This is a genomic window from Mesorhizobium sp. CNPSo 4671 (assembly GCF_057784245.1).
Genome location: NZ_JBWLUW010000015.1, coordinates 90,463 through 114,093 on the forward strand (window position 1 = coordinate 90,463; position 23,631 = coordinate 114,093).

Annotated in this window: 22 protein-coding genes; 14 read left to right on the forward strand and 8 right to left on the reverse strand. The window is 64.4% G+C overall.

Annotated features, from left to right (window positions below; genetic code table 11):
* Positions 1 to 126: 126 nt before the first annotated feature.
* The 5 genes from AC04SF_RS31180 to AC04SF_RS31200 form a co-directional block, all read right to left on the reverse strand.
* Positions 127 to 1,401: a glycosyltransferase gene (locus AC04SF_RS31180; protein ID WP_488480913.1), complete on the reverse strand. Its 1,275-nt coding sequence runs from the start codon at positions 1,399 to 1,401 to the stop codon at positions 127 to 129.
* Positions 1,402 to 1,414: 13 nt separating this feature from the next.
* Positions 1,415 to 2,488 carry an ABC transporter ATP-binding protein gene (locus AC04SF_RS31185; protein ID WP_488480914.1) on the reverse strand — a complete coding sequence of 358 codons (1,074 nt, stop codon included), beginning with the start codon at positions 2,486 to 2,488 and terminating at the stop codon, positions 1,415 to 1,417.
* A complete protein-coding gene (locus tag AC04SF_RS31190; RefSeq protein ID WP_488480915.1) occupies positions 2,485 to 3,279 on the reverse strand; it encodes an ABC transporter permease in 795 nt (264 codons plus the stop codon). Before AC04SF_RS31190 ends, AC04SF_RS31185 begins: the two co-directional genes overlap by 4 nt.
* On the reverse strand, positions 3,272 to 4,114 hold the full coding sequence (locus tag AC04SF_RS31195; RefSeq protein WP_488480958.1) for an ABC transporter permease: 843 nt from the start codon (positions 4,112 to 4,114) through the stop codon (positions 3,272 to 3,274). Before AC04SF_RS31195 ends, AC04SF_RS31190 begins: the two co-directional genes overlap by 8 nt.
* A gap of 336 nt (positions 4,115 to 4,450) precedes the next feature.
* Positions 4,451 to 5,515 carry a polyamine ABC transporter substrate-binding protein gene (locus tag AC04SF_RS31200; protein WP_488480916.1) on the reverse strand — a complete coding sequence of 355 codons (1,065 nt, stop codon included), beginning with the start codon at positions 5,513 to 5,515 and terminating at the stop codon, positions 4,451 to 4,453.
* 234 nt (positions 5,516 to 5,749) lie between these two features.
* Between AC04SF_RS31200 and AC04SF_RS31205 the strand changes: the two genes are divergently transcribed.
* The 4 genes from AC04SF_RS31205 to AC04SF_RS31220 are packed head-to-tail and all read left to right on the forward strand — an operon-like array spanning position 5,750 to position 10,659.
* Positions 5,750 to 6,688 (forward strand): GntR family transcriptional regulator, encoded by a 939-nt coding sequence (locus AC04SF_RS31205; RefSeq protein WP_488480917.1) that lies wholly within the window; start codon positions 5,750 to 5,752, stop codon positions 6,686 to 6,688.
* A 10-nt stretch (positions 6,689 to 6,698) separates the two neighbouring features.
* Positions 6,699 to 7,982, forward strand: coding sequence for a glycosyltransferase (locus tag AC04SF_RS31210; RefSeq protein ID WP_488480918.1), 1,284 nt, complete (start codon positions 6,699 to 6,701; stop codon positions 7,980 to 7,982).
* Between the two features lie 5 nt (positions 7,983 to 7,987).
* Complete coding sequence (locus tag AC04SF_RS31215) at positions 7,988 to 9,358, forward strand: glutamine synthetase family protein (RefSeq protein WP_488480919.1); 1,371 nt, start codon at positions 7,988 to 7,990, stop codon at positions 9,356 to 9,358.
* A gap of 2 nt (positions 9,359 to 9,360) precedes the next feature.
* Positions 9,361 to 10,659, forward strand: a complete 1,299-nt coding sequence (locus AC04SF_RS31220; RefSeq protein WP_488480920.1) for an NAD(P)/FAD-dependent oxidoreductase — start codon at positions 9,361 to 9,363, stop codon at positions 10,657 to 10,659.
* A gap of 16 nt (positions 10,660 to 10,675) precedes the next feature.
* Here AC04SF_RS31220 and AC04SF_RS31225 read toward each other — a convergent pair whose 3' ends face one another.
* Entirely contained in the window at positions 10,676 to 11,446 is a 771-nt protein-coding gene (locus AC04SF_RS31225) for an IclR family transcriptional regulator (protein ID WP_488480921.1), read from the reverse strand.
* A 120-nt stretch (positions 11,447 to 11,566) separates the two neighbouring features.
* Between AC04SF_RS31225 and AC04SF_RS31230 the strand changes: the two genes are divergently transcribed.
* From AC04SF_RS31230 to AC04SF_RS31260, 7 genes are all read left to right on the forward strand, one after another.
* Positions 11,567 to 12,424, forward strand: a complete 858-nt coding sequence (locus tag AC04SF_RS31230) for a CoA transferase subunit A (protein WP_488480922.1) — start codon at positions 11,567 to 11,569, stop codon at positions 12,422 to 12,424.
* On the forward strand, positions 12,421 to 13,227 hold the full coding sequence (locus tag AC04SF_RS31235) for a CoA-transferase subunit beta (RefSeq protein ID WP_488480923.1): 807 nt from the start codon (positions 12,421 to 12,423) through the stop codon (positions 13,225 to 13,227). Before AC04SF_RS31230 ends, AC04SF_RS31235 begins: the two co-directional genes overlap by 4 nt.
* 1 nt (position 13,228) lies before the next feature.
* Positions 13,229 to 14,434: a 3-oxoadipyl-CoA thiolase gene (gene pcaF, locus AC04SF_RS31240; RefSeq protein WP_488480959.1), complete on the forward strand. Its 1,206-nt coding sequence runs from the start codon at positions 13,229 to 13,231 to the stop codon at positions 14,432 to 14,434.
* Positions 14,435 to 14,588: 154 nt separating this feature from the next.
* Positions 14,589 to 15,620: a BMP family protein gene (locus AC04SF_RS31245; RefSeq protein ID WP_096451516.1), complete on the forward strand. Its 1,032-nt coding sequence runs from the start codon at positions 14,589 to 14,591 to the stop codon at positions 15,618 to 15,620.
* 210 nt (positions 15,621 to 15,830) lie between these two features.
* Entirely contained in the window at positions 15,831 to 17,321 is a 1,491-nt protein-coding gene (locus AC04SF_RS31250) for an ABC transporter ATP-binding protein (protein ID WP_488480960.1), read from the forward strand.
* The gene (locus AC04SF_RS31255; protein ID WP_096451514.1) at positions 17,321 to 18,376 is read left to right on the forward strand and encodes an ABC transporter permease; all 1,056 of its coding nucleotides are present in this window, start codon (positions 17,321 to 17,323) and stop codon (positions 18,374 to 18,376) included. Before AC04SF_RS31250 ends, AC04SF_RS31255 begins: the two co-directional genes overlap by 1 nt.
* Positions 18,373 to 19,317: an ABC transporter permease gene (locus AC04SF_RS31260; protein ID WP_488480924.1), complete on the forward strand. Its 945-nt coding sequence runs from the start codon at positions 18,373 to 18,375 to the stop codon at positions 19,315 to 19,317. The genes AC04SF_RS31255 and AC04SF_RS31260 overlap by 4 nt, the downstream gene beginning before the upstream one ends.
* A gap of 230 nt (positions 19,318 to 19,547) precedes the next feature.
* On the opposite strand, the gene AC04SF_RS31265 is transcribed toward AC04SF_RS31260, so the two are convergent.
* The gene (locus AC04SF_RS31265; RefSeq protein ID WP_488480925.1) at positions 19,548 to 20,315 is read right to left on the reverse strand and encodes an SDR family NAD(P)-dependent oxidoreductase; all 768 of its coding nucleotides are present in this window, start codon (positions 20,313 to 20,315) and stop codon (positions 19,548 to 19,550) included.
* Between the two features lie 290 nt (positions 20,316 to 20,605).
* Between AC04SF_RS31265 and AC04SF_RS31270 the strand changes: the two genes are divergently transcribed.
* The gene (locus tag AC04SF_RS31270; protein WP_010912229.1) at positions 20,606 to 20,761 is read left to right on the forward strand and encodes a hypothetical protein; all 156 of its coding nucleotides are present in this window, start codon (positions 20,606 to 20,608) and stop codon (positions 20,759 to 20,761) included.
* A 138-nt stretch (positions 20,762 to 20,899) separates the two neighbouring features.
* Positions 20,900 to 21,841, forward strand: coding sequence for an LLM class flavin-dependent oxidoreductase (locus AC04SF_RS31275; RefSeq protein WP_488480926.1), 942 nt, complete (start codon positions 20,900 to 20,902; stop codon positions 21,839 to 21,841).
* A 6-nt stretch (positions 21,842 to 21,847) separates the two neighbouring features.
* Here the strand turns inward: AC04SF_RS31275 and AC04SF_RS31280 are convergent, their stop codons facing one another.
* Positions 21,848 to 22,531, reverse strand: coding sequence for a cysteine hydrolase family protein (locus AC04SF_RS31280; protein WP_488480927.1), 684 nt, complete (start codon positions 22,529 to 22,531; stop codon positions 21,848 to 21,850).
* Between the two features lie 267 nt (positions 22,532 to 22,798).
* On the opposite strand from AC04SF_RS31280, the gene AC04SF_RS31285 reads away from it, so the two are divergent.
* Positions 22,799 to 23,584, forward strand: a complete 786-nt coding sequence (locus AC04SF_RS31285; protein ID WP_488480961.1) for an ATP-binding cassette domain-containing protein — start codon at positions 22,799 to 22,801, stop codon at positions 23,582 to 23,584.
* The last annotated feature ends 47 nt before the right edge of the window (positions 23,585 to 23,631 follow it).

Consider the following 23,631-nt stretch of genomic DNA (forward strand, 5'->3'; position numbering starts at 1 on the left):
TCGGCGCCCCTTTTTCAGCGTTGGAAATCGGCGAAAGCGGTCGCGACATCCAATCTCCCCCCTTGAGGGGGAGCTGGCCGGCAGGCCAGAGGGGGGTGCCTTGGCTCGACATCTCAAACATCGTGCTCACAGCAACGCCTCCAGCAAACCCGCAGCCTTCTCAGGCCCGTTCTGCGCGTGCATCTGTGCCGAGGTCTGCGCCAGCTTCGCCTTCATCTTCGGGTCGGTCAGGCAGGTCTCGATCTTGGCGACCAGCTCGGCATCGGTCCAGTCGTAGCGCGGCATGCCGAAGCCGTGGCCGGTTTCCTCGACGCGGGTAGCGTTGTCGTGACCGTCCCAGACATAGGGCATGATGATGGCCGGCTTGCCGAAATAGAGGCACTCGGTGAACGAGTTGTTGCCGCCATGGTGGATCACCGCATCGACCTGTGGGATCACCGAAGGCTGCGGGAACCAGCTCTCGACGATGACGTTGCCGGGCACGTCGGTGTACTGGTCCTTGTAGCCGCCGACATTGACCAGCGCGCGGTAGCGCGTCTGGCCCAGCGTGGCGATGATGCGCTTCAGCAGCTCGACATCGCCGGCGCCGAGGCTGCCGAAGGAGACATAGAGCAGCGGGCCATCATTGTTTTTCGCGAAGGTCGGTACCGCATAAGGCTTCTCTTGCCGCACGCAGCCTTCGAGATACTGGAATTTCGCCGGGTCGAGCGGATGGCGGCGCTTGAATTTCGCCGCCTCGGGATAAAGCAACAGGTTCAGATAGGGCGAGGCCTCGAAGAACTGGCCGATCGGATAGGGCGCCTCGTTGTTGGCGGTGAGGAAGGCGTTGAAGTCGTCATGGATCGGCTTGATCACCTCGTTGAAATGATCGCGATAGCGCTGATGCCCGGCATGGTCGTTCTCGCCGCAGCCGGAGAGATGCGGCGGGATGTCCTCGTCCTCGATCTCGTTTTCCGAGCAGGAGATAACGCGCACCCACGGCTTGCCGAATTGTTTGATGGCCGGAAACAGGATGACGTTGTCGACGCAGATGACATCAGGCTTGATGGCGGCCAGCACGCCCGGCAGGTCCTTCTGCGCCCATTTGGCGCTGTCGACGATCGCCGTCCAGCAATCCTTCACGTAATTGTCGACCTGGTCATAGGGCGATTTACGGAAGTTCGAGATGTGGCCGTTGATGAAATCCTCCCAGAATTTCGCCATCTGTTCGGGCGGCATCGGTTCGGAGAGGTTCACCGGATGCGCCTCGAAACCGTAGCCTCTATAAACCTCGACGAAGCCGGGATCGGACAGGAACACGGCCTTGTGGCCGCGCGCCTCGACCGCTTGCGCGATGCCGACGGAATTGAGCGCCGGGCCGTAGGCGGCTTCCGGGAAAAAGGCGATCGTCTTCTGCGCCATCAGGCTGCTCCTCTCATTCTGCGAAAATTCTGACATCGGCGGCGTCCCAGCCGAGTTCGACCTGGTCGCCTGACGAAACCGGCCTCTGGTCGGCTGCATCCGCAGTGACGCGCACCAGGAACGGTTTGGGCGACAGGGACGTGCGGACATGCAGCTGCAGGTCGAGCCCGTGGTACGCAAATGCCTCGACCGTGCCGTTGGTGCGGTTGGCTGTCTCGGGCGACGGGAACAGCCGGATGCGCTCGGGCCGCACCGAGGCGACCGCGGATGCGCCAGGTGGGAGCGCTGCAGGGACCTTGCCGGTAATGCGCGCGCCATTCGCGGCCACCACACCATCGGCTGACGCCTTGCCCGGGATGAAATTCATGACGCCGATGAAGTCGGCGACGAAACGGTCGGCCGGATGCTCATAGACAGCATGCGGCGTGTCGCATTGCAGCAGCCTGCCGTCTTTCAACACCGCCATGCGGTCGGCCATGACAAGCGATTCTTCCTGGTCGTGGGTGACGATGACGAAGGTGATGCCGACCTCGTGCTGCAGGCGTTTCAGTTCCAGTTGCATAGCGCCGCGCAGCTTCTTGTCGAGCGCGCCGAGCGGCTCGTCGAGCAGCAGCAGCCTTGGCCGTTTGACCAGCGCTCGGGCGAGTGCGACGCGCTGCTTCTGGCCGCCCGACAATTGCTCCGGCTTGCGGTCGGCGAACGGGACCAGTTCGGTGGTCGTCAGGATGGCGTCGACGCGGGAGCGGATTTCTTTAGCCGGCAAGCGCTCCATCTCCAGCCCGTAGGAGACATTGGCGCGCACGCTCATATGTGGGAACAGGGCGTAGGACTGGAACATCAGATTGACCGGCCGCTTGTTGGGCGGGGTTTTCGCGATGTCCTTGCCGTCGAGCAGGATGCGTCCGTCGGTCGGGGTCTCGAAGCCGGCCAGCATGCGCAAGAGCGTGGTCTTGCCGCAGCCGGAGGGGCCGAGCAGCGCGAAGAACTCGTTTTCGCGGATATCCAGCGAGATGCCGCCGACGGCGGTGACCCGGCCGAAATTCTTCGACACATGATCGATGGCGAGCAGCGTGCGCGGTTCGCTCATTGGCCTATCATTCCCCGATTAAGCCGCTGCGACAGGGTCAGCGCGGTGATCGAGACCGCCATGACGATGGTCGCCAGCGCGTTGATCTCCGGCGTGATGCCGAAGCGGATCATGGCGTAGATCTGCATCGGCAGCGTGGTCGAGGCGCGGCCGGCGCCTGACGTGAAGAAGGCGATGATGAATTCGTCGACCGAGAGCGTGAAGGCAAGCAGGGCGCCGGCGATCACCGCCGGCGCGATGACCGGCAAGGTCACGCGCCGGAAGGTGGTGAGCGCGGAGGCGCCGAGATCGGCGGAGGCCTCGACGATCGACCAGTCGAAACTCTTCAGCCGGGCGCGCACCACCGAACAGACGAAGGCGAGGTTGAAGACGACATGGGCAAGGATGATGGTGTGCAGGCCCATGGTCAGGTTGAGCATCGAAAAGAACGACAGCAATGCGATCGCCAGCACGATGTCGGGAATGATCATCGGCGCGAAGATCAGCGCTTCCAGCCCTCTGCCATATTGCCGGCGCATCTCGACCCCGATCGCCAGCAGCGTGCCGAGCAGCGTGGCGATTGCCGTGGAGATCAGCGCCACGATCAGCGTGTTGAGCGCTGCGGACAGGATCGCGGCATTGTGGGCCAGCGAGGCGTACCATTTCAGCGAAAAGCCAGACCATGCCGTCGGCAATCCACCTTCGTTGAAGGAGAGCGCCACCAGAACGGCGATCGGGATGTAGAGGAAGGCGAAGACGAGGGTGAGCACGAGCCAGAGCGTGCGTCGCGTCGTGGGAGAGCGCTCAGCCATCTGTGCCTCCCGCAGCCTGCGCCGCCCGCCCCGAGGCGCGATTGGCTGCCATCGCTTGCGCCATCAGCACCAGCAGCATGATGGCGATCAGCGCCATGGCGAGCGCGGCGCCGAACGGCCAGTCATTGGCGGTGAGGAACTGGTCGTAGACGAGATTGCCGATCATCTGGAAGCGGCCGCCGCCGAGCAACGCCGGGGTGACGAAATTGCCGATCGACAGCACGAAGACGAAGACCGCGCCGGCGGCGATGCCGGGTACGGTCAGCGGCAGGATGACACGGCGGAAGGTGGTGGCGGCGGAAGCGCCGAGATCGCGCGAGGCTTCGGCGAGTTCCGGGTTGAGGCGCGACAGCGGCGCGTAGCAGGCGAGGATGACGAAGGGCAGATAGTTGTAGACGAGGCCGGCGATGACCGCGCCTTCGGTGTAGAGCATCGACGGCGGTTCGCCGGTGTAACCGAACCAGCGCATCAACTGGGTGATCAGGCCTTCGCGGTTGAGCAGCACGATCCAGGCATAGGTGCGGATCAGATAGTTCGACCAGAACGGCAGCACGGCGAAGAAAAGAAACATCGGCTGCCAACGGCGCGGTGCGGCAGCAATCGCATAGGCGGCGGCATAGCCGATCACCACCGCGATCAGCGTTGCGGTGCCGGCGATGCGCGCGGACTTCAGGAAAATGCCGGCGTAGAGCGGGTCGAGGACCAGCCCGAAATTCTCCAGCGTGAAGGTGTAGTCGATGCCGCCATAGATGCCGCGCCGGAAGAAGGCGAGCGCCAGCACCAGCGCGCAGGGAATCACCATCAGCGCGGTCAGCCAGACCAGCGCGGGCGCCATGAGCAGGGAGGAACGGGAGGGGCGCGTCACGCCGTGCCCTCGCCGGTGCCTAGCAGGCTCCCCCTCACCCGGATTGCCAACCGAATTGCAAAGGGCAATTCGGGGCAATCCGACCTCTCCCCGAGGGGAGAGGAGGTGGCAGACGCTGGCGCCTTTCTCTTCTCCCCCACGGGGAGAAGGTGGCCGCGAAGCGGCCGGATGAGGGGGCGCGGCGCTGGCAATTGGCGAAGGCCTACAAACCAGCCAATCTCCCCCCTTGAGGGGGAGATGGCCGGCAGGCCAGAGGGGGGCGACACGGAACGCAAGCTTAATTCCAGGATGCCGTTGGAACAGTCCTTACTGCGCGGCCTTGATCTCGCTGACGATCTTGGAATAGTCGCGCTGGGCTTCGCCGACGTCACGCAGCTGTTCGAACTTGACGAGGTCGGCCACAGGCATCGCCATGTTGGGGAATTTGGCCAGGAAATCGGCCGGCAGGCTTTCCATCGCCGGCTTGTTCGGCACCTTGTAGTCGATGTTCTGCGCCGCCCAGGCGTGGTTCTTGGCGTCGAGCATGAAGTTGATGAACTTGAATGCGTCGTCCTTGTGCTCGGATGCCTTCATCACCACCATCGTGTCGACCCAGAGGTCCGAGCCCTCCTTCGGGATGACGTATTTGATCTCGGGTTTTTCGGCGATGCCGTAATTGCACCAGCCGTCCCAGGCCTGCACCATCAGCGCCTCGCCCGAAACCAGCTTGGAATAGAAGGTGGTGTCGTCATAGGCGAGCAAGGTTTTCTTGGCCGAAATCAGCAGGTCCTTGACTTCGGCCATCTTGGCCGGGTCGGTCTCGTTGACCGAAAAGCCCTTGTCGAGCTGGCCGGCGGCCAGCAGCCAGCGATCGGTCGCCAGCATGGTGGTCTTGCCCTTCAGCGCGTCTGAAGGCGCGAGCAGATCGCTCCAGCTCGTCGGCGCCGTCTTGACGAGGTCCGAGCGGTAGCAGAGGCCGGTCGTGCCCCAGGTGTAGGGCACGGAGAAGTTGTTGCCGACATCGTGCGGCAGCTTGGTCGCTTCCGGGTAGAGGTTGGCGAGATTGGGGATCTTGGCGTGGTCCACCGGCTCGGTCAGGCCGAGCTTGTTCAGCACCTCGGCGAAGGGCGAGGAGACGAAGACAACGTCATAGCCCTTGCCGCCGGCGGCAATCAGCTTGCCCATGATCTCCTCATTGGTGGCGTGCACCACCACTTCGCCGGAGACGCCGGTCGCGGTCTTGAACGTGGCCATGGCATCGGGCGCCATGTAGCCGTCCCAGTTGGAAATGACGAGGCCGGCGGCCATCGCCGGCGCAGACATCGTCAGGGCAAGGCCGAGAGCGATTGAAGATAGCTTGAGCGCACGGCGCCGCGGGCTGGTAGCGGTCATGGCAGACTCCCATTCCGGTTGATCGTCGAATTCTGTGCTGGACCGGCGCGACTGATGCCGCTGCCTTCGATCCTGTTCCCTCGGTCTTTTTATCGCCGATTGCGCAGACAGTACTATTGCAGAAAAAAGTACGTCAATCCATAATTTGTCAAGCGACCGAGGAATCTGGCCGATTGCGTCTGCGAGGCCGATCGGTCAAACCTTAACGGCCACGTCCGCCCACCGAGACCACATATGCAAGCCGCAGCCCGACGACCTCGCACCAACCATCTCGATCTGGCGCAGCGCATCCTGGATGTGGCGCGCCAGCGCGGCTTCGAGCCAGGCGCGCGGCTGCCGGAACAGCAGATCGCCTCGCTGTGCAATGTCTCGCGCACGCCGGTGCGGGCCGCGCTCAGCCTGCTGGCGGAGCGCGGCGTCGTGCGCTGGGAGGCCGATACCGGTTATCACCTGGCGGTCGACCTCGCCGCGCAGCCGGCCATTGCCACCGAGCTTCCCAGCGCGGAGGAAGACGAACTCGCCGAGGCGATCCTGCGCGACCGCTCGGCGCGCAGGCTGGACCAGACGGTGACCGCCGCCGGGCTGATGCGGCGGTACAGTGCCGAGCGCAAGACGGTACTAAAAGCACTTAATAAACTGACCGAAGAGAATCTGCTGGACCGCGCGCCGGGCCAGTCCTGGCTTTTCCGGCGCACGCCCGATGATCCCGAGGCGCAAGGCGAAAGCTATGAATTCCGCTTGCTGCTGGAGCCGGCGGCGATCCTGACGCCGGGCTTCCGGCTGGACGGCGCGCGGGCGGCCGCGTTGCGCCAAGGCATGGACGCTTTGTCGGCACTGCCGGATGCCGCGTTCGACACGCGCGAGTTCCAGCGGCTGGACATGGATTTCCACGGCATGATCGCCGAGGGGTGCGCCAACCGCTTCGTCGCCGACGCGCTGGCCGATCATCTCCGTCTGCGCCGGCTGCCGGGCATCTATGCTGGCGTCAACGTCTTCCGGCTGCGGCAATCCTTGCTGGAACACCTGAACATACTCGACCATCTCGAAAGCCGGCAGTATGAGGTGGCTGCCGATCTGCTTCGCATCCACCTGCGGCTTTCCCGCAACCAGCGACCGCAAGCGGCCAGCCGCGGGGCGCCCGCCCTGTTCGGCATGATCAGCCGGCCGGAATGAAGAGGATTAATTGACGCGCAAAGCCAGCCCGACCATCGCGCTGTTTCCCGAAGCCAGCTTCGGCGCCGCGTTGAATTGCGTCGGCATCGCGCAGGCCTTGCGGGCGCGGGGCGCCCGGCCCGTCTTCATCTGCCATGCCGGTTTCTCCGGCGTCTTTGCCGACTACGGTTTCCAGGAATACCAGCTGCCGACCGACGAGCCGCTGAGCGACAGCGAGCGCCAGAGCTACTGGCAGGCCTTCGTGCGCCGGCACCTGCCGCATTTTAGGCTCAGCCCGATCGACCAGCTCGAAACCTATGTCGCGCCGACCTGGCAGGCGATCGTCGACACGGCGGTCAATGCCGAGGCGCCGCTGCGCCAATTGCTGGCGCGGCTGAAGCCGGACGCGGTGGTGCTCGACAATGTCATCATGTTCCCGGCGATCGCCGCCGCCGGCTGCCCCTGGGTGCGCGTCGTCTCCTGCGCCGAGACCGAGTTGCCCGACGCCGAAGTACCGCCCTACCTTTCAGGGATGGCTGCCGACGATCCGCAACGCGCGGCGTTCGAGGCCCGCTATCTCTCTGCCTCGGCGCCGGCGCATGACCGCTTCAACCGTTTTCGCGGGGATGCCGGCCTGGCACCATTACCCAAGGGCCTGTTCCTCGAAAGCTCGCCCGACCTCAACCTGTTGCTGACGCCGGCGATCGTGCGGCGCGAGCGCGCCGAGCCACTCGACCCCGAACGCTTCGTCTATCTCGAAGGTTGTGTGCGCTCGGAAGGGCCGTTCGAGGTGCCGGTGTTTCCGCGCAACAAGGGGCCGCTGGTCTATGTCGCTTTCGGCAGCCTTGGCGCCATGGATGTCGGGCTGATCGAGCGCATGCTTGCCGTTTTCGACAGGCTGCCGGCGCGCTTCATTGTCAATGTCGGCGGCCTGCGCGATGCCTATCGGGCGGTTCCCGACAATGTCTATCTCGACGCCTGGTTTCCGCAGCCCTCGGTGGTGGCGAAATCCGACCTGTTCATCCATCACGGTGGCAACAACAGCTTTTGCGAGGCGCTGCGCTTCGGCGTGCCGTCGCTGATCATGCCCTATTGCTGGGACGGTCACGACAATGCGCGCCGCGCCGAAGAGACCGGCACCGGCGACCATATCGGCCGTGACGGCTGGACCGAAGGAGTATTGGAGAGAGCCATTCTCGGCCTGCTGGCCGACGACGCCATGCGCGCCCGCCTGAGGGACAATGCAGCCAGGATGGCGCTGAAACCCGGAACGGACGTGGCCGCGCAAGCCATACTCTCTCTGATACGGACTTGAACGAAATGCTCGATAAGAACACGAACACCGCGACCAACGATCCCAAAGCCTGGCTGGCCCAGCACGGCATCAACGAGGTCGAATGCCTGGTGCCCGACATGAACGGCGTGCTGCGCGGCAAGGCGCTGCCGACGGCGAAATTCCTCAAGGCGCTGGAAGACCGCGCGCTCTATTTGCCGAGCAGCGCTTTCCTGGTCAGCATCGACGGCCGCTATTCCGGCTCGATCGACGAGGGCTTTGCCTATTCCGATCCAGACATGCGCATGGTGCCTGACGTTTCGACACTGTGCCTGGCGCCGGGCGCGGGCGCTGGCAAAGCCTATGTCTTCGCCGACGCTTTCCACATGGACGGCAGGCCGTGGATGGCCTCGCCGCGCCATGTGCTGCGCGCCGTGCTCGATCTCTACGGCAAACGCGGGTGGCGCGCGGTGGTGGCGCCCGAGGTCGAATTCTATCTCACCGCGCCCAACCCCGACCCGGACAGGCCGCTGACCGCACCGGTCGGGGCCAACGGCCGCGCCGAGGGCGTGCAGCATCCCTATGACATGGTGGCTCTGGAAGAATTCGAGCCGATGATCCGCCGCGTCTATGATTATGCCGCGGCCGCCGGGCTGCCGCTCGACACGCTGATCCATGAATCGGGCACGGCGCAGCTGGAGATCAATCTCCTGCATGGCGATGCGCTGCCTCTGGCCGACCAGGTGCTTTTGTTCAAGCGGCTGACGCGCCAGGCCGCGCAGCAATGCGGTATACACGCCACCTTCATGGCCAAGCCGATCGCCGCGCAGGCGGGAAGCTCGATGCACCTGCACATGTCCGTTGTCGACGAGGCAGGCAATGCGCTGTTTGCCAGCGACGATGATGCCGACACCGAGATGTTCGGCCATTTCATCGGCGGCCTGCAGAAATACGTGCCGGAGATCATGCCGCTGTTTGCGCCCAACGTGAACTCGTTCCGCCGCATAAGGCCGAACCACAGCGCGCCGGCCAACATCGAATGGTCGCACGACAACCGCTCCTGTGGCCTGCGCGTGCCGGCCGGTGGCCGCTCGGCGCGACGTGTGGAGAACCGTTTGCCCGGCGCCGATTCCAATCCCTATCTGGCGATCGCCGGATCGCTGCTTGCCGGCTATCTCGGCGTCGAGCAGAAACTGGCGCGCTCGGCGGAAGCCACGGGCAATGCCTACAAGATCAAGAGCACGCTGCCGAAAACCATGGAGGAGGCGCTCGACCGCTTCACAGCTTGCGAGCCGGTGCGCAAGCTGCTCGGCGAGGATTTCTTCCAGACCTATCTGCGCGTCAAGAGCGTCGAGCTCGACCTGTTCCAGAGCGTGGTGACGAGCTGGGAACGCGATCATTTGCTGCTGAAGGTGTGATCATGGCATCTTCAACAGGTTTCAATTCCGGTCTCGATATCGGCAAATCCTACTATGTCGCCACCGCCAATCCGGCGCCGGACCATCCGGCGCTTGACGGCGATGTCGAGGCCGATTTGGTGGTGGTCGGCGGCGGCTGCACCGGCCTGTCCGCCGCCCTGCACGCCGCCGAGCGCGGCCTGAAGGTGGTGCTGCTCGAAGGCGGCAAGATCGGCTGGGGCGCCTCGGGGCGCAATGGCGGCCAGATGATCCCCGGCCTGCGCAAGGGTGCCAAGGGCCTGGTCAAGCTCTACGGTCCCGAACGGGCAAAGGTGCTGTTCGACCTCGCCTTCGAGGCGCGCGGCCTGGTGCTCGACATCATCGAGCGCCATGCCATCGATTGCGACCTGAGACTCACCGGCCATCTGGTCGGCGCGGTCAACGGCTCCGATCTTAAAGACCTCGAGGACGAAGCAAAGTGCCTCGAGAGCGTAATGAAATTCCGTGACGTCGAGATCCTGTCGGCCGCGGACGCACGCGCCAAGGTCGACACGCCCTATCATGGCGCGATGTACGAGCCGCTTGGCGGCCACATGCATCCGCTGAACTACACACTCGGCCTTGCCCGCGCGGCCGTGGCCGCCGGCGTCGTCATCCACGAGAATTCGGTGGCGGTGAAGCTGGAGCGCGAGCCTTCGGTCCGGGTCTCGACATCGAAGGGATCGGTGCGTGCCAAACATGTCGTGTTGGCGGGCGATGCGCTGCTGCATGGGCTGGAGCCGCGCGTCAACAGCCGCATCATGCCGGTCGGCAACTACATCGCCGCTACCGAGCCTCTGGAGGGCAAGCGCGACGTCATCCCGGCCAATGTCGCGGTGTCGGACACGCGCTTCGTCGTGAACTATTATCGCATGTCGGCGGACGGACGGCTGCTGTTCGGCGGCGGCGAGCGCTACACGCCATCGCCGCCGGCCGACATTGCCGGTTTCGTGCGGCCGCATATGGAAGCCACCTTCCCGCAGCTCAAGGGTTGCCGCATTGATCATGCCTGGGGCGGGCTGGTGTCGGTGACGACATCCAGGCTGCCGCATGTCGGGCACTATGGCGAGGTCTATTTCGCGCATGGCTATTCCGGCAAGGGCGTCATCCTGTCGACGCTCTCGGGCAAGCTTTTGGCCGAAGCGATTACCGGGGATGCTTCACGGCTCGATCTGTTCTCGACGCTGACCCCGATGCCATTCCCCGGCGGCACGGCGCTACGCGGACCGCTCTATGTGCTGGGCATGCTGTGGTACGCGATGCGGGATCGCATCAAGCATTGAGGTCGCGAGAAGCGACCTAGACCACGAAGAAATCCTCGATGCGCTGCCTGGCCTCAAGCAACGCCGGCAGGATTTCCCGTTCCATCTCCGCGACAGAAAATCGCGCCGACTGGCTCGAGACATTGATCGCCGCGACCGTGCTGCCAGCGCGGTCGCGGATCGGCACGGCGATGGAGCGCAGTCCAAGCTCCAGTTCCTCGTCGACGATCACAAAGCCGTTCGCCTTCGCCTTGCCGATGGCCTCGGCCAGCAGCCTGATGTCGGTGATCGTCTTCGGCGTCCGTCTTTCGATGGTCGCCTGGCGCAGGAATTTGTCGAGGTTCTCTGGCGCCAGGCCGGCGAGCAGCATGCGGCCCATCGAGGTGCAATAGGCCGGCAGTCTGGTGCCGATATCGAGCGACACGCTGAGGATGCGGCGGCCGGGAATGCGGGCGACATAGACGACATCCTGACCCGACAGGATCGCCGCCGAGCAGGCCTCGTTCAGTTGTGCCGCAACGGTCCGCATGATCGGCGCGGCGAAGCTCCACAGCGAGCCGCCGCCGAGCCATGTGCGAGCAACGGTCAGCAGGCGCGGCGACAGCGAGAACATACGGCCGTCCTGAGTGGCATAGCCTGATGCGACAAGCGTCAGCAGGAAGCGGCGGGCGCCGGCACGGGTCAGGCCGGCTTCCTCGGCCATTTCGGTCAGAGTCATGCCGGAGGAGTGGCGGGCGAGGATCTCCATCACGGCAAGGCCGCGCTCCAGCGAGCCGACATGGTCACGGGAAGCAGCCTCTTCGTCCATCTCACCTCCGCCAAACCGTATCGTCGCCAGGATTGACTCCGTACCATAGGATAGCTTAGAAAGTATCCTATGTAAAACAAATGTTCGCAATACGAACTTTTTGAATTCGGAGCCCGATCGATGGTCAAGTTCCTGCCGCTCAAACAGGCCGTGGCCGAGAATTTGAACAATGGCGACTCCGTCGCTTTCGAAGGCTTCACCCATCTGATCCCGACGGCGGCAGCGCATGAGGCGATCCGCCAGGGGTTTCGCGACCTGACCCTGATCCGCATGACGCCGGACCTGATCTACGACCAGATGATCGGCATGGGCATGGCGAAGAAGATCATCTTCTCCTATGTCGGCAATCCCGGCGTCGGCCTGCTGCGGCGCGCGCGCGATGCCATAGAGAACGGTTTTCCCCGGTCGATCGAGGTCGAGGAGCACAGCCATGCCGGCATGGCCAATGCCTATGAGGCTGGCGCGGCCGGACTGCCCTGCGCGGTGTTCCGCGGCTATCGCGGCGCTGGCCTTGCCACGGTCAATCCCAACATCAAGTCGGTCACATGTCCGTTCACCGGCGAGGTGCTGGCGGCCGTGCCTTCGATCCGGCCTGATGTCACCTTCATCCATGCGCAGAAGGCCGACAAAAAAGGCAATGTGCTGGTCGAGGGCATTATCGGCATCCAGAAGGAGGCCGTGCTGGCGGCCAAGCGCGCCGTGGTGACGGTCGAGGAAGTGGTCGACAATTTCGACGATCTGCACCCCAATCTGACCGTGCTGCCGCGCTGGACGATCGCGGCGATTGCCGTCGTGCCAGGCGGTTCGCATCCGTCCTACGCCCACGGCTATTATGCGCGCGACAACGCCGCCTATCTCGAATGGGACGAGATCGCCGCCGACCGTGGGAAATTCCAGGCCTGGATGCAAGCGAACGTCATTGAGAAGAACGCCGATGATTTCGCGGCCCGGGTCGACCATCTGAGGAAAGCGGCATGAGCGACAATCAGAACCCTTTGGGCTTCACCCCCAACGAGATGATGACCATCGCCGCCAGCCGCGCGCTGCGGAATGACGATGTCTGCTTCGTCGGCATTGGCGCGCCGTCCGCCGCCTGCAATGTGGCGCGGCTGACGCATGCGCCCGACATCACGCTGATCTATGAGAGCGGAACGATCGGCACGGCGCCCGACGTGCTGCCGCTGTCGATCGGCGATGGCGAATTGTGCGAGACCGCCGTCACCACCGTCGCGGTGCCGGAAATGTTCCGCTACTGGCTGCAGGGCGGCCGCATCTCGATCGGCTTCCTCGGCGCGGCACAACTCGACAAGTTCGGCAACATCAACACCACGGTGATCGGCGACTATTTCCATCCCAAGACCAGGCTGCCCGGCGGCGGCGGCGCGCCGGAGATCGCGACCTCGTCGAAGGAGATCTACATCACCATGGCGCAGACCAAGCGCGGCATGGTCGAGACGATCGACTTCTTCACCTCCTTCGGCCATGGCGAGGGCGGCGATCACCGCCAGCGGCTTGGCATCGACACCGCTGGCCCGACGCTGCTGATCACCGACCTCGCCATCTGGAAGCCGGATCCGGTGACCAAGGAATTCACGGTCGTGTCGCTGCATCCCGGCGTCACCCGCCAGCAGGTGCAGGAGAGCTGTGGCTGGGTGGTTAAGTTCGCCGAGGCGCTTGACGAAACACCGGCGCCAAGCGAACTCGAACTCAATACATTGCGCGACCTGCAGGCCCGCACCAAGGCGGCGCATGAGGGAACCGGAAAAGCAAAGGCTGCATGACATGGCCGAGGCCTATATCTGCGACTATATCCGCACGCCGATCGGCCGCTTCGGTGGCTCGCTCTCCTCGGTGCGCGCCGACGATCTCGGCGCCATACCGCTGAAGGCGCTGGCCGAGCGCAATGCCGGCATCGACTGGCTGGCGGTCGACGACGTCGTCTATGGCTGCGCCAACCAGGCCGGCGAGGACAACCGCAACGTGGCGCGCATGGCGCTGCTGCTGGCCGGCCTGCCGAAGGAAATCCCGGGCTCGACCGTCAACCGCCTGTGCGGGTCGGGCATGGATGCGCTGACCATTGCCGCGCGCGCCATCAAGGCTGGCGAAGCCGAGTTGATGATTGCCGGCGGCGTGGAATCGATGAGCCGGGCGCCCTTCGTCATGCCCAAGGCCGACACCGCGTTTTCGCGCAATGCCGAGATTTACGACACCACGATCGGCTGGCGCTTCGTCAACCCGCTGATGAAGAAGCAGTATGGCGTCGATTCGATGCCGGAGACCGGCGAGAACGTCGCCGAGGATTTTTCCGTCTCGCGCGCCGACCAGGACGCTTTTGCCGTGCGCAGCCAGGACAAGGCGGTCGTGGCACAGTCCAACGGCCGGCTGGCCAAGGAGATCACCCCGGTGACCATCCCGCAGCGCAAGGGCGATGCGGTTGTTGTCAGCAAGGATGAACATCCCCGCGCGGGCACCACGGTGGAGGCGCTGGCCAAATTGCCGACCCCGTTCCGCCAGGGTGGCACAGTGACCGCCGGCAATGCATCCGGCGTCAATGACGGCGCCGCGGCGCTGATTGTTGCTTGCGAGGCCGCCGTGAAGAAATACGGCCTGACGCCGATCGCCCGCATTCTCGGTGGCGCTGCCGCCGGCGTTGCGCCGCGCATCATGGGGATCGGCCCGGCGCCGGCGACGCAAAAACTGTGCGCGCGGCTTGGCCTGACGCCGCAACAGTTCGACGTCATCGAGCTCAACGAAGCCTTCGCCTCGCAAGGCATCGCCGTGTTGCGCCAGCTCGGCATTGCCGAGGATGCTGAGCACGTCAACCCGAATGGCGGCGCCATCGCACTCGGCCATCCGCTGGGCATGTCGGGCGCGCGTATCTCCGGCACGGCGGCGCTGGAGCTTCGCGAGCGCGGCGGCCGCTATGCGCTGGCGACGATGTGCATCGGTGTCGGCCAGGGCATCGCCATCGCGCTTGAACGGGCCTGAGCAAAGACCCTTTCTCGGTTGGCCAGATCGGAGATCTGATCAGGTCCACCAAATTTGACCATGTGGACAAAAGTCCACACCCGTTCCATAGTTCCCCGTCTGACATTTCTAGGAACAGCCGGCTCGACACGGCTGTCGAACAGAGGGGAATGCAATGGAAAACCGGAAGAACAAATTTTCGTCGACACGCGAAGGGATTTCGCGGCGCAACGTGCTGGAGCTCGGCGCGCTTGGCCTGGCTGCCGCGATGCTGCCGGGCGCGGCTTTCGCCAAGGACAAGAAGCTGAAAGTGGCGGCGATCTTCGCCACGCCGATCGAGGAGCCATGGGACAACCAGATCCATGTCGCCTTGCAGAAGGCGCAGAAGGAACTCGGCATCGACTACAAATGGTCCGAGAAGGTGCAGACCGCCGACTTCAGCCGCGTCATGCGCGAATATGCGCAAGGCGGCTATCAGCTGGTGCTGGGCGATGCCTTCGCCGCCGAGCGTGAATCGCGCCGCACGGCCAAGCAGTTCCCGAAGACCGCCTTCCTATTCGGCTCCGGCGCTGGGCCGGCGGAACCCAATTTCGGCGTCTTCGACAACTGGATCCATGAGCCCGCCTACCTCTCCGGCATGATCGCCGGCAAGATGTCGAAGTCGGGCACGGTTGGTGCGGTCGCGGCGATGGGCATTCCGGAAGTGAACCGTCTGGTCAACGCCTTCTTCGCCGGCGCCAAGGAGGTCAATCCGAACGTCAAGAAGAAGGTCGCCTTCATCGGTTCCTTCTTCGATCCGCCGAAGGCCAAGGAAGCCGCGGTCGCGCAGATCGACGCCGGCGTCGACGTGATCTATGCCGAGCGCTTCGGCGTTATCGAGGCGGCGGTCGAGAAGAAGATCCTCGCCATCTCCAACATGTCCGACCAGTCGAGCCTCGGCCCCGACACGGTCATCACCGGCCCGGTGTGGGACATGTACCCAACGGTCGAACAGGCGATCAAACTGGTCAAAGCCGGCGTCTACACCGCGCAGGACTACGGCGATTTCTCGCGCATGGCCAAGGGTGGCTCCTATCTCGCCCCCTACCACAAGTTCGACAAGACGCTGCCGGCGGAGGTCAAGGATCTGGTCGAGAAGAAGAAGGCCGAGATTCTGGAAGGCAATTTCCGCGTCGACGTGGATGAGAACACGCCGGTTTCGGATTGAGTTCTTTACCCTTCCCCTTGTGGGGAGGGTCGATCCGCGAAGCGGATCGGGGTGGGGGTCTTCGGCGCCGCACCCCCACCCCGTCTCGCAATCTCCGCTTCGCTGCGAGTGCGAGCCGACCCTCCCCACAAGGGGGAGGGTGAGGAGCTGCTTCAACGCCACCTCTCAACGGGAAATGCCCCCTTGCCGACGCCCGCCCCACTCATCGAAATGCGTGGCATCACCAAGAGCTTTGGCGCCGTCAAGGCGAACGAGGCTGTTGACCTCAGCGTCGCGCCCGGTGAAATCCTCGGCCTGCTGGGCGAGAACGGCGCCGGCAAGACGACGCTGATGAACGTGTTGTTCGGCGCCTATGCGCCGGATGCCGGTGAGATACTCATCCAGGGCAAGAAGGTGCGGATCACCAGTTCGGCCGATGCGCTGGCCGCCGGCATCGGCATGGTGCACCAGCATTTTCACCTGGCGCCACGGCTCACCGTGCTGGAAAACCTGCTGATCGGCATCCCGGGCAAATCGGGGCGGATCGACCGCGCCGGCGGGCTGGCGCGGCTGGCTGAAATCGGCCGCCAGCATGGGCTGACGCTCGACCCTGATCTTCCGGTCTCGGCGCTGTCGGTCGGCGAGCAGCAGCGGCTTGAAATCGTCAAGGCGTTGTTTCGCGGCGCCAAGCTCCTGATCCTCGACGAGCCGACGGCGGTGTTGGCACCGAGCGAGGTCGATGGGCTGTTTTCGGCGCTGCGATCGATGGCGGCGCAGGGCCTGGGCATCATCTTCATCTCGCACAAGCTTAACGAGGTACGGGCGCTCACCCATCGCTGCACGGTGCTGCGGCATGGCCGCGTCGCCGGCCGTGTCGACGATCCGGCCAACACGACGTCGGCCGCCATGGCTGAGCTGATGTGCGGCCACGAGATCGCACCGCCGGCAAGGGGGCCATCGACACCAGGGGCGGCGGTGCTGACGCTCGACGGCATTTCCACGTCAAAGCATGCGGGCATGGTGCTGCGCGACGTCTCGCTTGCCGTCCGTGCCGGCGAAATCCTCGGCATTGCCGGCGTGTCGGGCAATGGCCAGCGGGCGCTGGCGGAGGTTATCTCCGGCGTGCGTGCGCCCGATGCCGGCCGGATGACGATCGCCGGCCAGAAGGTCACGCGGTTCTCGCCGCGCGAGGTGCAGGCGCTTGGTCTCGGCCGTATCCCGGAAGACCGCATGACGACGGGTCTGGTGACCAATTTGCCGCTCGCCGATTCCATGGTGCTGCCGCGCATTGGCACCGCCGCCTTCAGTAGCAAAGGCCTGCTCAAGCCCGATGCGATCCGCGCCTTTGCCGAAGAACAGATCAAGGCCTATGATATCAGATGTCCCGGGCCGATGACGCGTGCCGGGGCGCTGTCGGGCGGCAACCTGCAAAAGGCGCTTTTGGCGCGCGAGCTCGCCTTCGATCCGAAGGTGCTGATCGTTTCGCAGCCGACGCGCGGCCTCGACATCGGTGCCGCCCGTTTCATCCATGAAAAGTTCCTCGACATGCGGGCCAAGGGCTGCGGCATCATCGTCATCGGCGAGGATCTGGAAGAGCTGCTGGTGCTCTGCGACCGTATCGCGGTGATGTATGAGGGCCGCATCGTCGGCACGCTGGACAGCACTGACGCGACGATCGCGCGGCTCGGCCTGCTGATGACCGGGGCGGAGGGGCACGGTTGATGTTTCGCCTGGAAGTCCGCACCTCGACGCCGACCTGGTTCAATCTCGCTTTGCCGTTGGTGGCGATCGCGGCGACGCTTGTGCTGTGCAGCGGCCTGATCGCGCTGGCGGGTGCGGGCGTGCTCGAATCCTACGGCGTGATGTTCACGGCTTCGCTCGGCGACAGCTACGCAATCACTGAAACGCTGGTGCGCGCCGCACCGATGATCTTCACCGGGCTGGCGGTCGCCGTCGCCTTCCGCGCAAAATTCTGGAACATCGGCGCCGAGGGGCAGTTGCTGGCGGGCGCGGTGGCCAGCTGCTTTGTCGGCGCCATCCCGATGCCGGGGCCGCTCGCCATGCTGCTGATGGCCGTGGCGGGCGCCGCCGCCGGAGCCGTGGTTGCGCTGGTGCCGGCGACGCTGCGGGTCAAATTCAAGGTCGACGATGTCGTCAGTTCGCTGCTGCTCAACTCGGTCATCTACTACGCGTTGATGGCGCTGATCGAAGGACCGTGGAAAGACTCCTTCAGCGGCTACCCGATCTCGCCGCCGATCGAGGATTCGGCGAATTTTCCCGTGCTGATCGAAGGCACGCGGCTGCATCTCGGCGTCATCGTGGCGCTGATCGCCGCACCTCTGATATGGTTCCTGATCGCACGCACGACGCTCGGCTTCAGGATCAGGGTCACCGGCGAAAATCCGGAAGCCGCCCGCTATGGCGGCATCCATGTCGAGCGTGTGCTGCTCTCGACCGCGCTGCTGTCCGGCGCGCTGGCGGGGCTTGCCGGCGTCGGCGAAGTCGGCGGCGTGCATTTCCAGGTGATGAGCGACATTTCGCCGGGCTACGGCTATTCCGGCATCGTCGTCGCCATGCTGGCGCGACTCAATCCGCTCGGTGTCGTGCCGGCGGCTATCTTCCTTGCCGCCGTGATGACCGGCGCCGAGGCGATGTCGCGGGCGACCGGCGTGCCGGCTTTCCTCAGCGACGTCATCCAGGGCACCGCACTGCTCGCCATGCTGGTCGCGCTGCTGTTCACCGCCTATCGCATCCGCCGCGTCGGAGCAGCATCATGAGCGTGGTGCTGGAACAGATCTTCCAGGTCGGCTTTTTGGCCGCCATCATCCGCATTGCCACGCCTTTGGCTTTCGCCACGCTTGGCGAGATGTTTTCCGAGCGGGCCGGCGTGCTCAATCTCGGCATCGAAGGCATCATGCTGCTCTGCGCCATGACCGGCTTCACCGCCACCAGCCTCAGCGGCAGCCTGTGGCTCGGCGTCTTGGCGGCGGTGCTGACCGGCATGCTGATGGGCGCACTGCATGCGCTGTTCACGGTGGCGCTGGGGTTGAGCCAGCATGTCTGCGGCATCGGCGTCACGCTGTTTTCGTCGGGCCTTGCCTATTTCCTCTACCGGTTGATCTTCGGCCAGCAATCGGTGCCGCCAAGCATCAAGGGTTTTCAGACATTGCCGATCCCGGTTCTGTCGGACATTCCGGTGCTCGGGCCGGCGGTGTTCAACCAGTTCGCGCTGGTCTACATGGCGATCCTGGCGATACCGCTCGCCGCCTTCGTGCTTTACCGCACGCCCTGGGGCCTGTCGGTGCGCATGGTCGGCGAGAACCCGCGCGCAGCGGATTCCGCCGGCGTCAGCGTCATTGCCACCCGCTTCCAGGCTGTCATCCTCGGCGGTGCCCTGATGGGACTGGCCGGCGCCTTCCTGTCGATGGCGCAGTTCAACGCCTTCACCTTCGGCGTCGTCTCCGGTCGCGGCTGGGTGGCGATCGCACTGGTCGTGTTCGGCCGCTGGGATCCATGGCGCTCGGCGGGCGCGGCGCTGCTGTTCGCCTTCGTCGATGCGCTGCAACTGCGCATGCAGGCGAGCGGGCTCGGGCATATCCCTTACGAAGCGTTCCTGATGCTGCCCTTCATCTTTACCATCGTCGCGATGGCGGTGATGTCGCGCAACGCGGTGGCGCCGTCGGCGTTGTTGAAGCCGTTTCGTAGGGAAGAGCGGTAGTCGACTGGTGTCCTTTCCTCTCCCTCCGGAGGGGGGAGAGGTGGCGCTGCGAAGCAGCGACGGAGTGGGGGAACCACCTGGCAACTGCCGCCGACAGATATCGAACCTGGACCAAAGCGAAGAATCTTCCTGCACCGCCCAAGCGTCGACCCTCACTCCGTCGAGCTGCGCTCGACACCTCTCCCCCGATCGACGGGGGAGAGGAAGGGCGCCGAGCTGTCCTGGACGCCTCACATCGCCGTAAAGCCATTGTCCACGAACAGATGCGCCCCGTTGACGAAGCTGGACTCGTCGCTCGCCAAATACAGCGCCGCCTTCGCCACCTCTTCCGGCTCGCCGATCCGCCCCTGCTGCGCCGCCAGCGCCGCGTCGGAAACGTCGACGCCGAGCTTGCTCAAATCGGCGACCTCGCGCAGACCGTGCGGCGTCCTGATGAAGCCGGGGCAGACGGCGTTGCAGCGGATGTTGCGGTCGCGGAACTCCACCGCGATGGCGCGGGCGAACATGTGGCAGGCGCCCTTGGTGGTGTCGTAGAGCACCTCGTTCGGTGTCGCCGCCACCGCCGAGATCGACGAGGTGCAGACGATCGAGCCGCCGCCGGCCGCGATCATGCCGGGCAGCACGGCACGCGTCATCAGGAACATCGAGCGGACATTGACGGCATGCAGCCAGTCCCATTCCTGCACCGTCGTCTCCAGGAACGGTTTGATCACGATGGTGCCGGCATGGTTGAACAGCACCGTGACCGGCCCGAGTTTTTCCTCCGCGCCCTTCACCGCCGCCTGAACCTGCGCTTCGTCGGATACGTCGGCGACGAAATGCTCGGCTGTGTGTCCGCGCGCGCGGATCGCCGCTGCGGTGGCGGTGGCGGCATCGCCGTTGCGGTCGATGATCGCTACCTTGGCGCCTTCCGCCGCGAACAGTTCCGAGGCTGCCCCGCCCATTCCCGTCGCGCCGCCCGAGATGATGGCGACCTTGCCGGCCAGTCTTTCGCCCATTTTGTTCCCCTGTTCGACCCATTTCGCTTTTGCTTGTTGGGTGATGCTATCGCGCCCGTACCAGGCAGCCAATGGGCGAATTGGGTGCAGCGGAAACAAGGACATAGGTCCATTCGGGCGCGCCGGGGAGTAATGCCAACGGCCCGCCGATCGATCGCGCGACAGGCAATCCCAGCAATTCACAACCAATCTAGCGGGTGAAATGAGAAAATTATTCTGCCTATCGCTCAAAAATAGCAATCGACAAAGTCTACAAGTTTTATAGATTAACCAGCGAGACGGAGGTCGATATGTCCTATATCCAGAACGCTCAGACTGACAGCAGCGGCCAGAGGTTGGCCAATGCCCAGACCTTTCGCCCGGCCTATGCCGGAGCGTTCGCCTATCTCGTCTTTGCCCTTGCGTTCGTGTTCACCGGGGCCGTCGTTCTGGGCCTCATTCCCTAAGGCACAGGATCGACAGGGGTTAGTTGCCCCGCTGTATCAAGACAATCGGAGTTGAATGAACCGGATCCCGGTGCGTTTGCGCGCGGCCGTGCTTCGAATTTCACCGCATCCATGATTCCAGCGATGGAGGAGATGACAATGCCGATCGAATTCACCTATGTCCCCGGCAAGACCGCCGATGCCGCCGTTCCCTTCTTCTACGACTTTGCCGAGACCGCGACCAAGCTCGGGCTGATCGAGGATGGCGGCTTCCAGAAGATCGTCGTCGACGATCCAGCCGGGCTGCTGACCAATATGGATCTTGGTGCCCAGGTGCTCAATCGCACCGCGTCACTGGAAGTCGTTTTGACCCATTGGGCCGGCGTGATCGACCCGACGGTGGCTGCGCGCCAGTTGGCGTCGATCGACAGGGAGAGCGGCGGACGGCTGGCGCTCAGGATGATCAGCGAGCCGTTGAATGATGACGATGCCGAGTCACGGCCGGTGGGGCACAGCGTCATCTGGCAGCGCATGGACGAATATCTCGTGCTTTTGAAGCGGCTGTGGTCGAACGACAGGCCCTTCGACCATGAAGGCGCCTTCTACAGCATCAAGGGCGGCTATGTGCCGCGCAAAGGCCCGCACGGTGCCGACCTGACCATCCGCATGGGTGGGCAATCCGGAACCGCGCTGAAAGTGGCGGGCCGGCATGCCGATGTCTTCGAACTGGCGCCCGGCTCGATCGACGAGGTCCGGCAGTTGATGGAGCGGGTGCGTGGCGCCGCGGCCGAACATGGCCGGGCCAGCAAGCTGCGCTTCGCGCTTCCGGTCAGGATCCACCAGGGCGCTTCCGCCGCCGGCCACAAGGCGGTCGACCTGTCCGGGCCGCCGGCCCAGGTCGCGCTGTCGCTGCTTGCTTATGCCGGGCTCGGGATCGACGAATTCATGATCGTCGGCGTCGACACGCCGCGCGAGATCGCGACAGTCGGCCGCGAAACGATCGCCCTGCTGCGCAATTCGCTGGCGCGCCGCGAACAGGATGCCTTCCAGCCGGGGGCCTATGCGCCTCGCACCGGGCTGGAGACGCGGGCAGCAGGCTGAAGCCGATCAATCGTCCGCGTGACGCCTGCCGCCAAGCCGCGACAGGCCGTCGATGACGGCGGCTGAATCGGCTAACACGCCGAAGACGCCGTCCTCGACCGTCACCATGTGAAGCGCCGCCTCGTGGGCTTGTCTGTCGCCGCTGGCGCAGCCATCGGAGATCGTCAGGCACTGAAAATTGCGGTCGCAGGCCTCGCGCAGCGTGGTGTGGACGCAGACGTCGGTCGTGCAGCCGGAAAACATCAGATGCGTGATGCCTTGCGCGCGCAGCACGAGCTCGAAATCCGTATAGGTGAAGGCGCTGTTGCAGGTCTTGTCGACGATGATGTCATCGGGCGCGACATCGATCTCCGGGACGATCTGGAACCCCGCGCCCGAGCGCAGCAATACATCGGTGCCGTCGAGATCGGAGCGCTTGCGGCGCCATTTCTCGTAAGGCGTCATGTCGGCCATGTCGGCGCGATAGCCCTGCCTGGTGTGGATGATCCTCACCCCGGCCCTGCGCGCTGCTGATATCAGCCGGTTCACCGTCGGCAGGATCGCCCGCAGCGGCGAGGGGTCATATCCCTTTCGGGCGAAGTAGCCCGTGGTCGACAGGAAATCCTGCTGCAGGTCGATGACGACAAGTGCCGTGTTTCCGGCCACCAGCCTGCCGTCATAGGGGAAGTCGAAGGGCGTTGCCTTGATCATCCGAAGGTGTCTCCTTACCGGTCGTGAGAGCCATCCTGACTGGCGAAATTCAAGTCGTCCACTCAGGTCGCCGCCCTGACGCGAAGAAGCAGGATGCTGGGGGCGGTCGTGCTGCCTCTGGCCAGCGGCATCGGCTGCCACGACGAATTGTTGACCGTTGCAGCCATCTTCAATGTTGACTAGTAAGGTCATGTTTCATAATCCGGACATCGGACTGCCGAGGCCAGAAATGGGCGATCGGCGGCCGCATTGGAGAGAGCCGTGACCGTGGCTGGAGTTGAGACTGCCTTTCACATCGACGCGGTGCGGTTTGCCGTCGGCGAGCGGACGCTGCTTGGTCCGGTTTCGCTCGAACTGCAACGCTCGCGCGTCTACGGGCTGATCGGTCACAATGGTTCGGGCAAGTCGACGCTGATCAAGCTTTTGGCCCGCCAGCAGCCGGCAAGCTCGGGCGCCATCACTTTCGCCAAACGGCCACTGCCGCAATGGGGCGCGCGTGAGCTCGCCCGCGCACTCGCCTATCTGCCACAGACGACGCCGGCCGCAACCGGCCTCACCGTGCGCGAACTGGCGACGCTCGGGCGCTATCCCTGGCATGGCGCGCTCGGCCGCTTCAGCGCGGAAGACAGGCGCCATGTCGAGGAGGCGCTTGCTCTGACCGACATGGACGGTTTTGCCGACCGGCTGGTCGATGAATTGTCCGGCGGCGAGCGCCAGCGCGCCTGGCTTGCCATGCTGGTGGCGCAGAATGCCGGCGTCATGCTGCTCGACGAGCCGATCTCAGCACTCGACATCGCCCATCAGGTCGAGGTGCTGGGGCTGGTCAAGGAACTCAGCCGCAAACGCGACCTGTGCGTCGTCGTCGTGCTGCACGATCCCAACATGGCGGCGCGCTATTGCGACGAGCTGATCGCGCTGAAGGACGGCAAGCTGCTGACCCGCGGCACACCGGGCGAAATCATGCGGGGCGACGTGCTGAAAGGCATTTTCGGCGTGGAGATGGGCGTCTTCGCGCATCCCGTCACCGGCCAACCCGTCGGCTATGTGCAGTAGGCGGCAGGAAACGGAAGGCGGCTGGCCGCTGTCAGAACAAGGAAGAA

What these genes read in the sequence shown, in the direction of transcription:
- AC04SF_RS31180 (WP_488480913.1), bottom strand. Translation starts at nt 1,401, where the DNA reads ATGGCGCAGAAGACGATCGCCTTTTTCCCGGAAGCCGCCTACGGCCCG.
- AC04SF_RS31185 (WP_488480914.1), bottom strand. Translation starts at nt 2,488, where the DNA reads ATGAGCGAACCGCGCACGCTGCTCGCCATCGATCATGTGTCGAAGAAT.
- AC04SF_RS31190 (WP_488480915.1), bottom strand. Translation starts at nt 3,279, where the DNA reads ATGGCTGAGCGCTCTCCCACGACGCGACGCACGCTCTGGCTCGTGCTC.
- AC04SF_RS31195 (WP_488480958.1), bottom strand. Translation starts at nt 4,114, where the DNA reads ATGGCGCCCGCGCTGGTCTGGCTGACCGCGCTGATGGTGATTCCCTGC.
- AC04SF_RS31200 (WP_488480916.1), bottom strand. Translation starts at nt 5,515, where the DNA reads ATGACCGCTACCAGCCCGCGGCGCCGTGCGCTCAAGCTATCTTCAATC.
- AC04SF_RS31205 (WP_488480917.1), top strand. Translation starts at nt 5,750, where the DNA reads ATGCAAGCCGCAGCCCGACGACCTCGCACCAACCATCTCGATCTGGCG.
- AC04SF_RS31215 (WP_488480919.1), top strand. Translation starts at nt 7,988, where the DNA reads ATGCTCGATAAGAACACGAACACCGCGACCAACGATCCCAAAGCCTGG.
- AC04SF_RS31220 (WP_488480920.1), top strand. Translation starts at nt 9,361, where the DNA reads ATGGCATCTTCAACAGGTTTCAATTCCGGTCTCGATATCGGCAAATCC.
- AC04SF_RS31225 (WP_488480921.1), bottom strand. Translation starts at nt 11,446, where the DNA reads ATGGACGAAGAGGCTGCTTCCCGTGACCATGTCGGCTCGCTGGAGCGC.
- AC04SF_RS31230 (WP_488480922.1), top strand. Translation starts at nt 11,567, where the DNA reads ATGGTCAAGTTCCTGCCGCTCAAACAGGCCGTGGCCGAGAATTTGAAC.
- AC04SF_RS31235 (WP_488480923.1), top strand. Translation starts at nt 12,421, where the DNA reads ATGAGCGACAATCAGAACCCTTTGGGCTTCACCCCCAACGAGATGATG.
- pcaF (WP_488480959.1), top strand. Translation starts at nt 13,229, where the DNA reads ATGGCCGAGGCCTATATCTGCGACTATATCCGCACGCCGATCGGCCGC.
- AC04SF_RS31245 (WP_096451516.1), top strand. Translation starts at nt 14,589, where the DNA reads ATGGAAAACCGGAAGAACAAATTTTCGTCGACACGCGAAGGGATTTCG.
- AC04SF_RS31250 (WP_488480960.1), top strand. Translation starts at nt 15,831, where the DNA reads ATGCGTGGCATCACCAAGAGCTTTGGCGCCGTCAAGGCGAACGAGGCT.
- AC04SF_RS31255 (WP_096451514.1), top strand. Translation starts at nt 17,321, where the DNA reads ATGTTTCGCCTGGAAGTCCGCACCTCGACGCCGACCTGGTTCAATCTC.
- AC04SF_RS31260 (WP_488480924.1), top strand. Translation starts at nt 18,373, where the DNA reads ATGAGCGTGGTGCTGGAACAGATCTTCCAGGTCGGCTTTTTGGCCGCC.
- AC04SF_RS31265 (WP_488480925.1), bottom strand. Translation starts at nt 20,315, where the DNA reads ATGGGCGAAAGACTGGCCGGCAAGGTCGCCATCATCTCGGGCGGCGCG.
- AC04SF_RS31270 (WP_010912229.1), top strand. Translation starts at nt 20,606, where the DNA reads ATGTCCTATATCCAGAACGCTCAGACTGACAGCAGCGGCCAGAGGTTG.
- AC04SF_RS31275 (WP_488480926.1), top strand. Translation starts at nt 20,900, where the DNA reads ATGCCGATCGAATTCACCTATGTCCCCGGCAAGACCGCCGATGCCGCC.
- AC04SF_RS31280 (WP_488480927.1), bottom strand. Translation starts at nt 22,531, where the DNA reads ATGATCAAGGCAACGCCCTTCGACTTCCCCTATGACGGCAGGCTGGTG.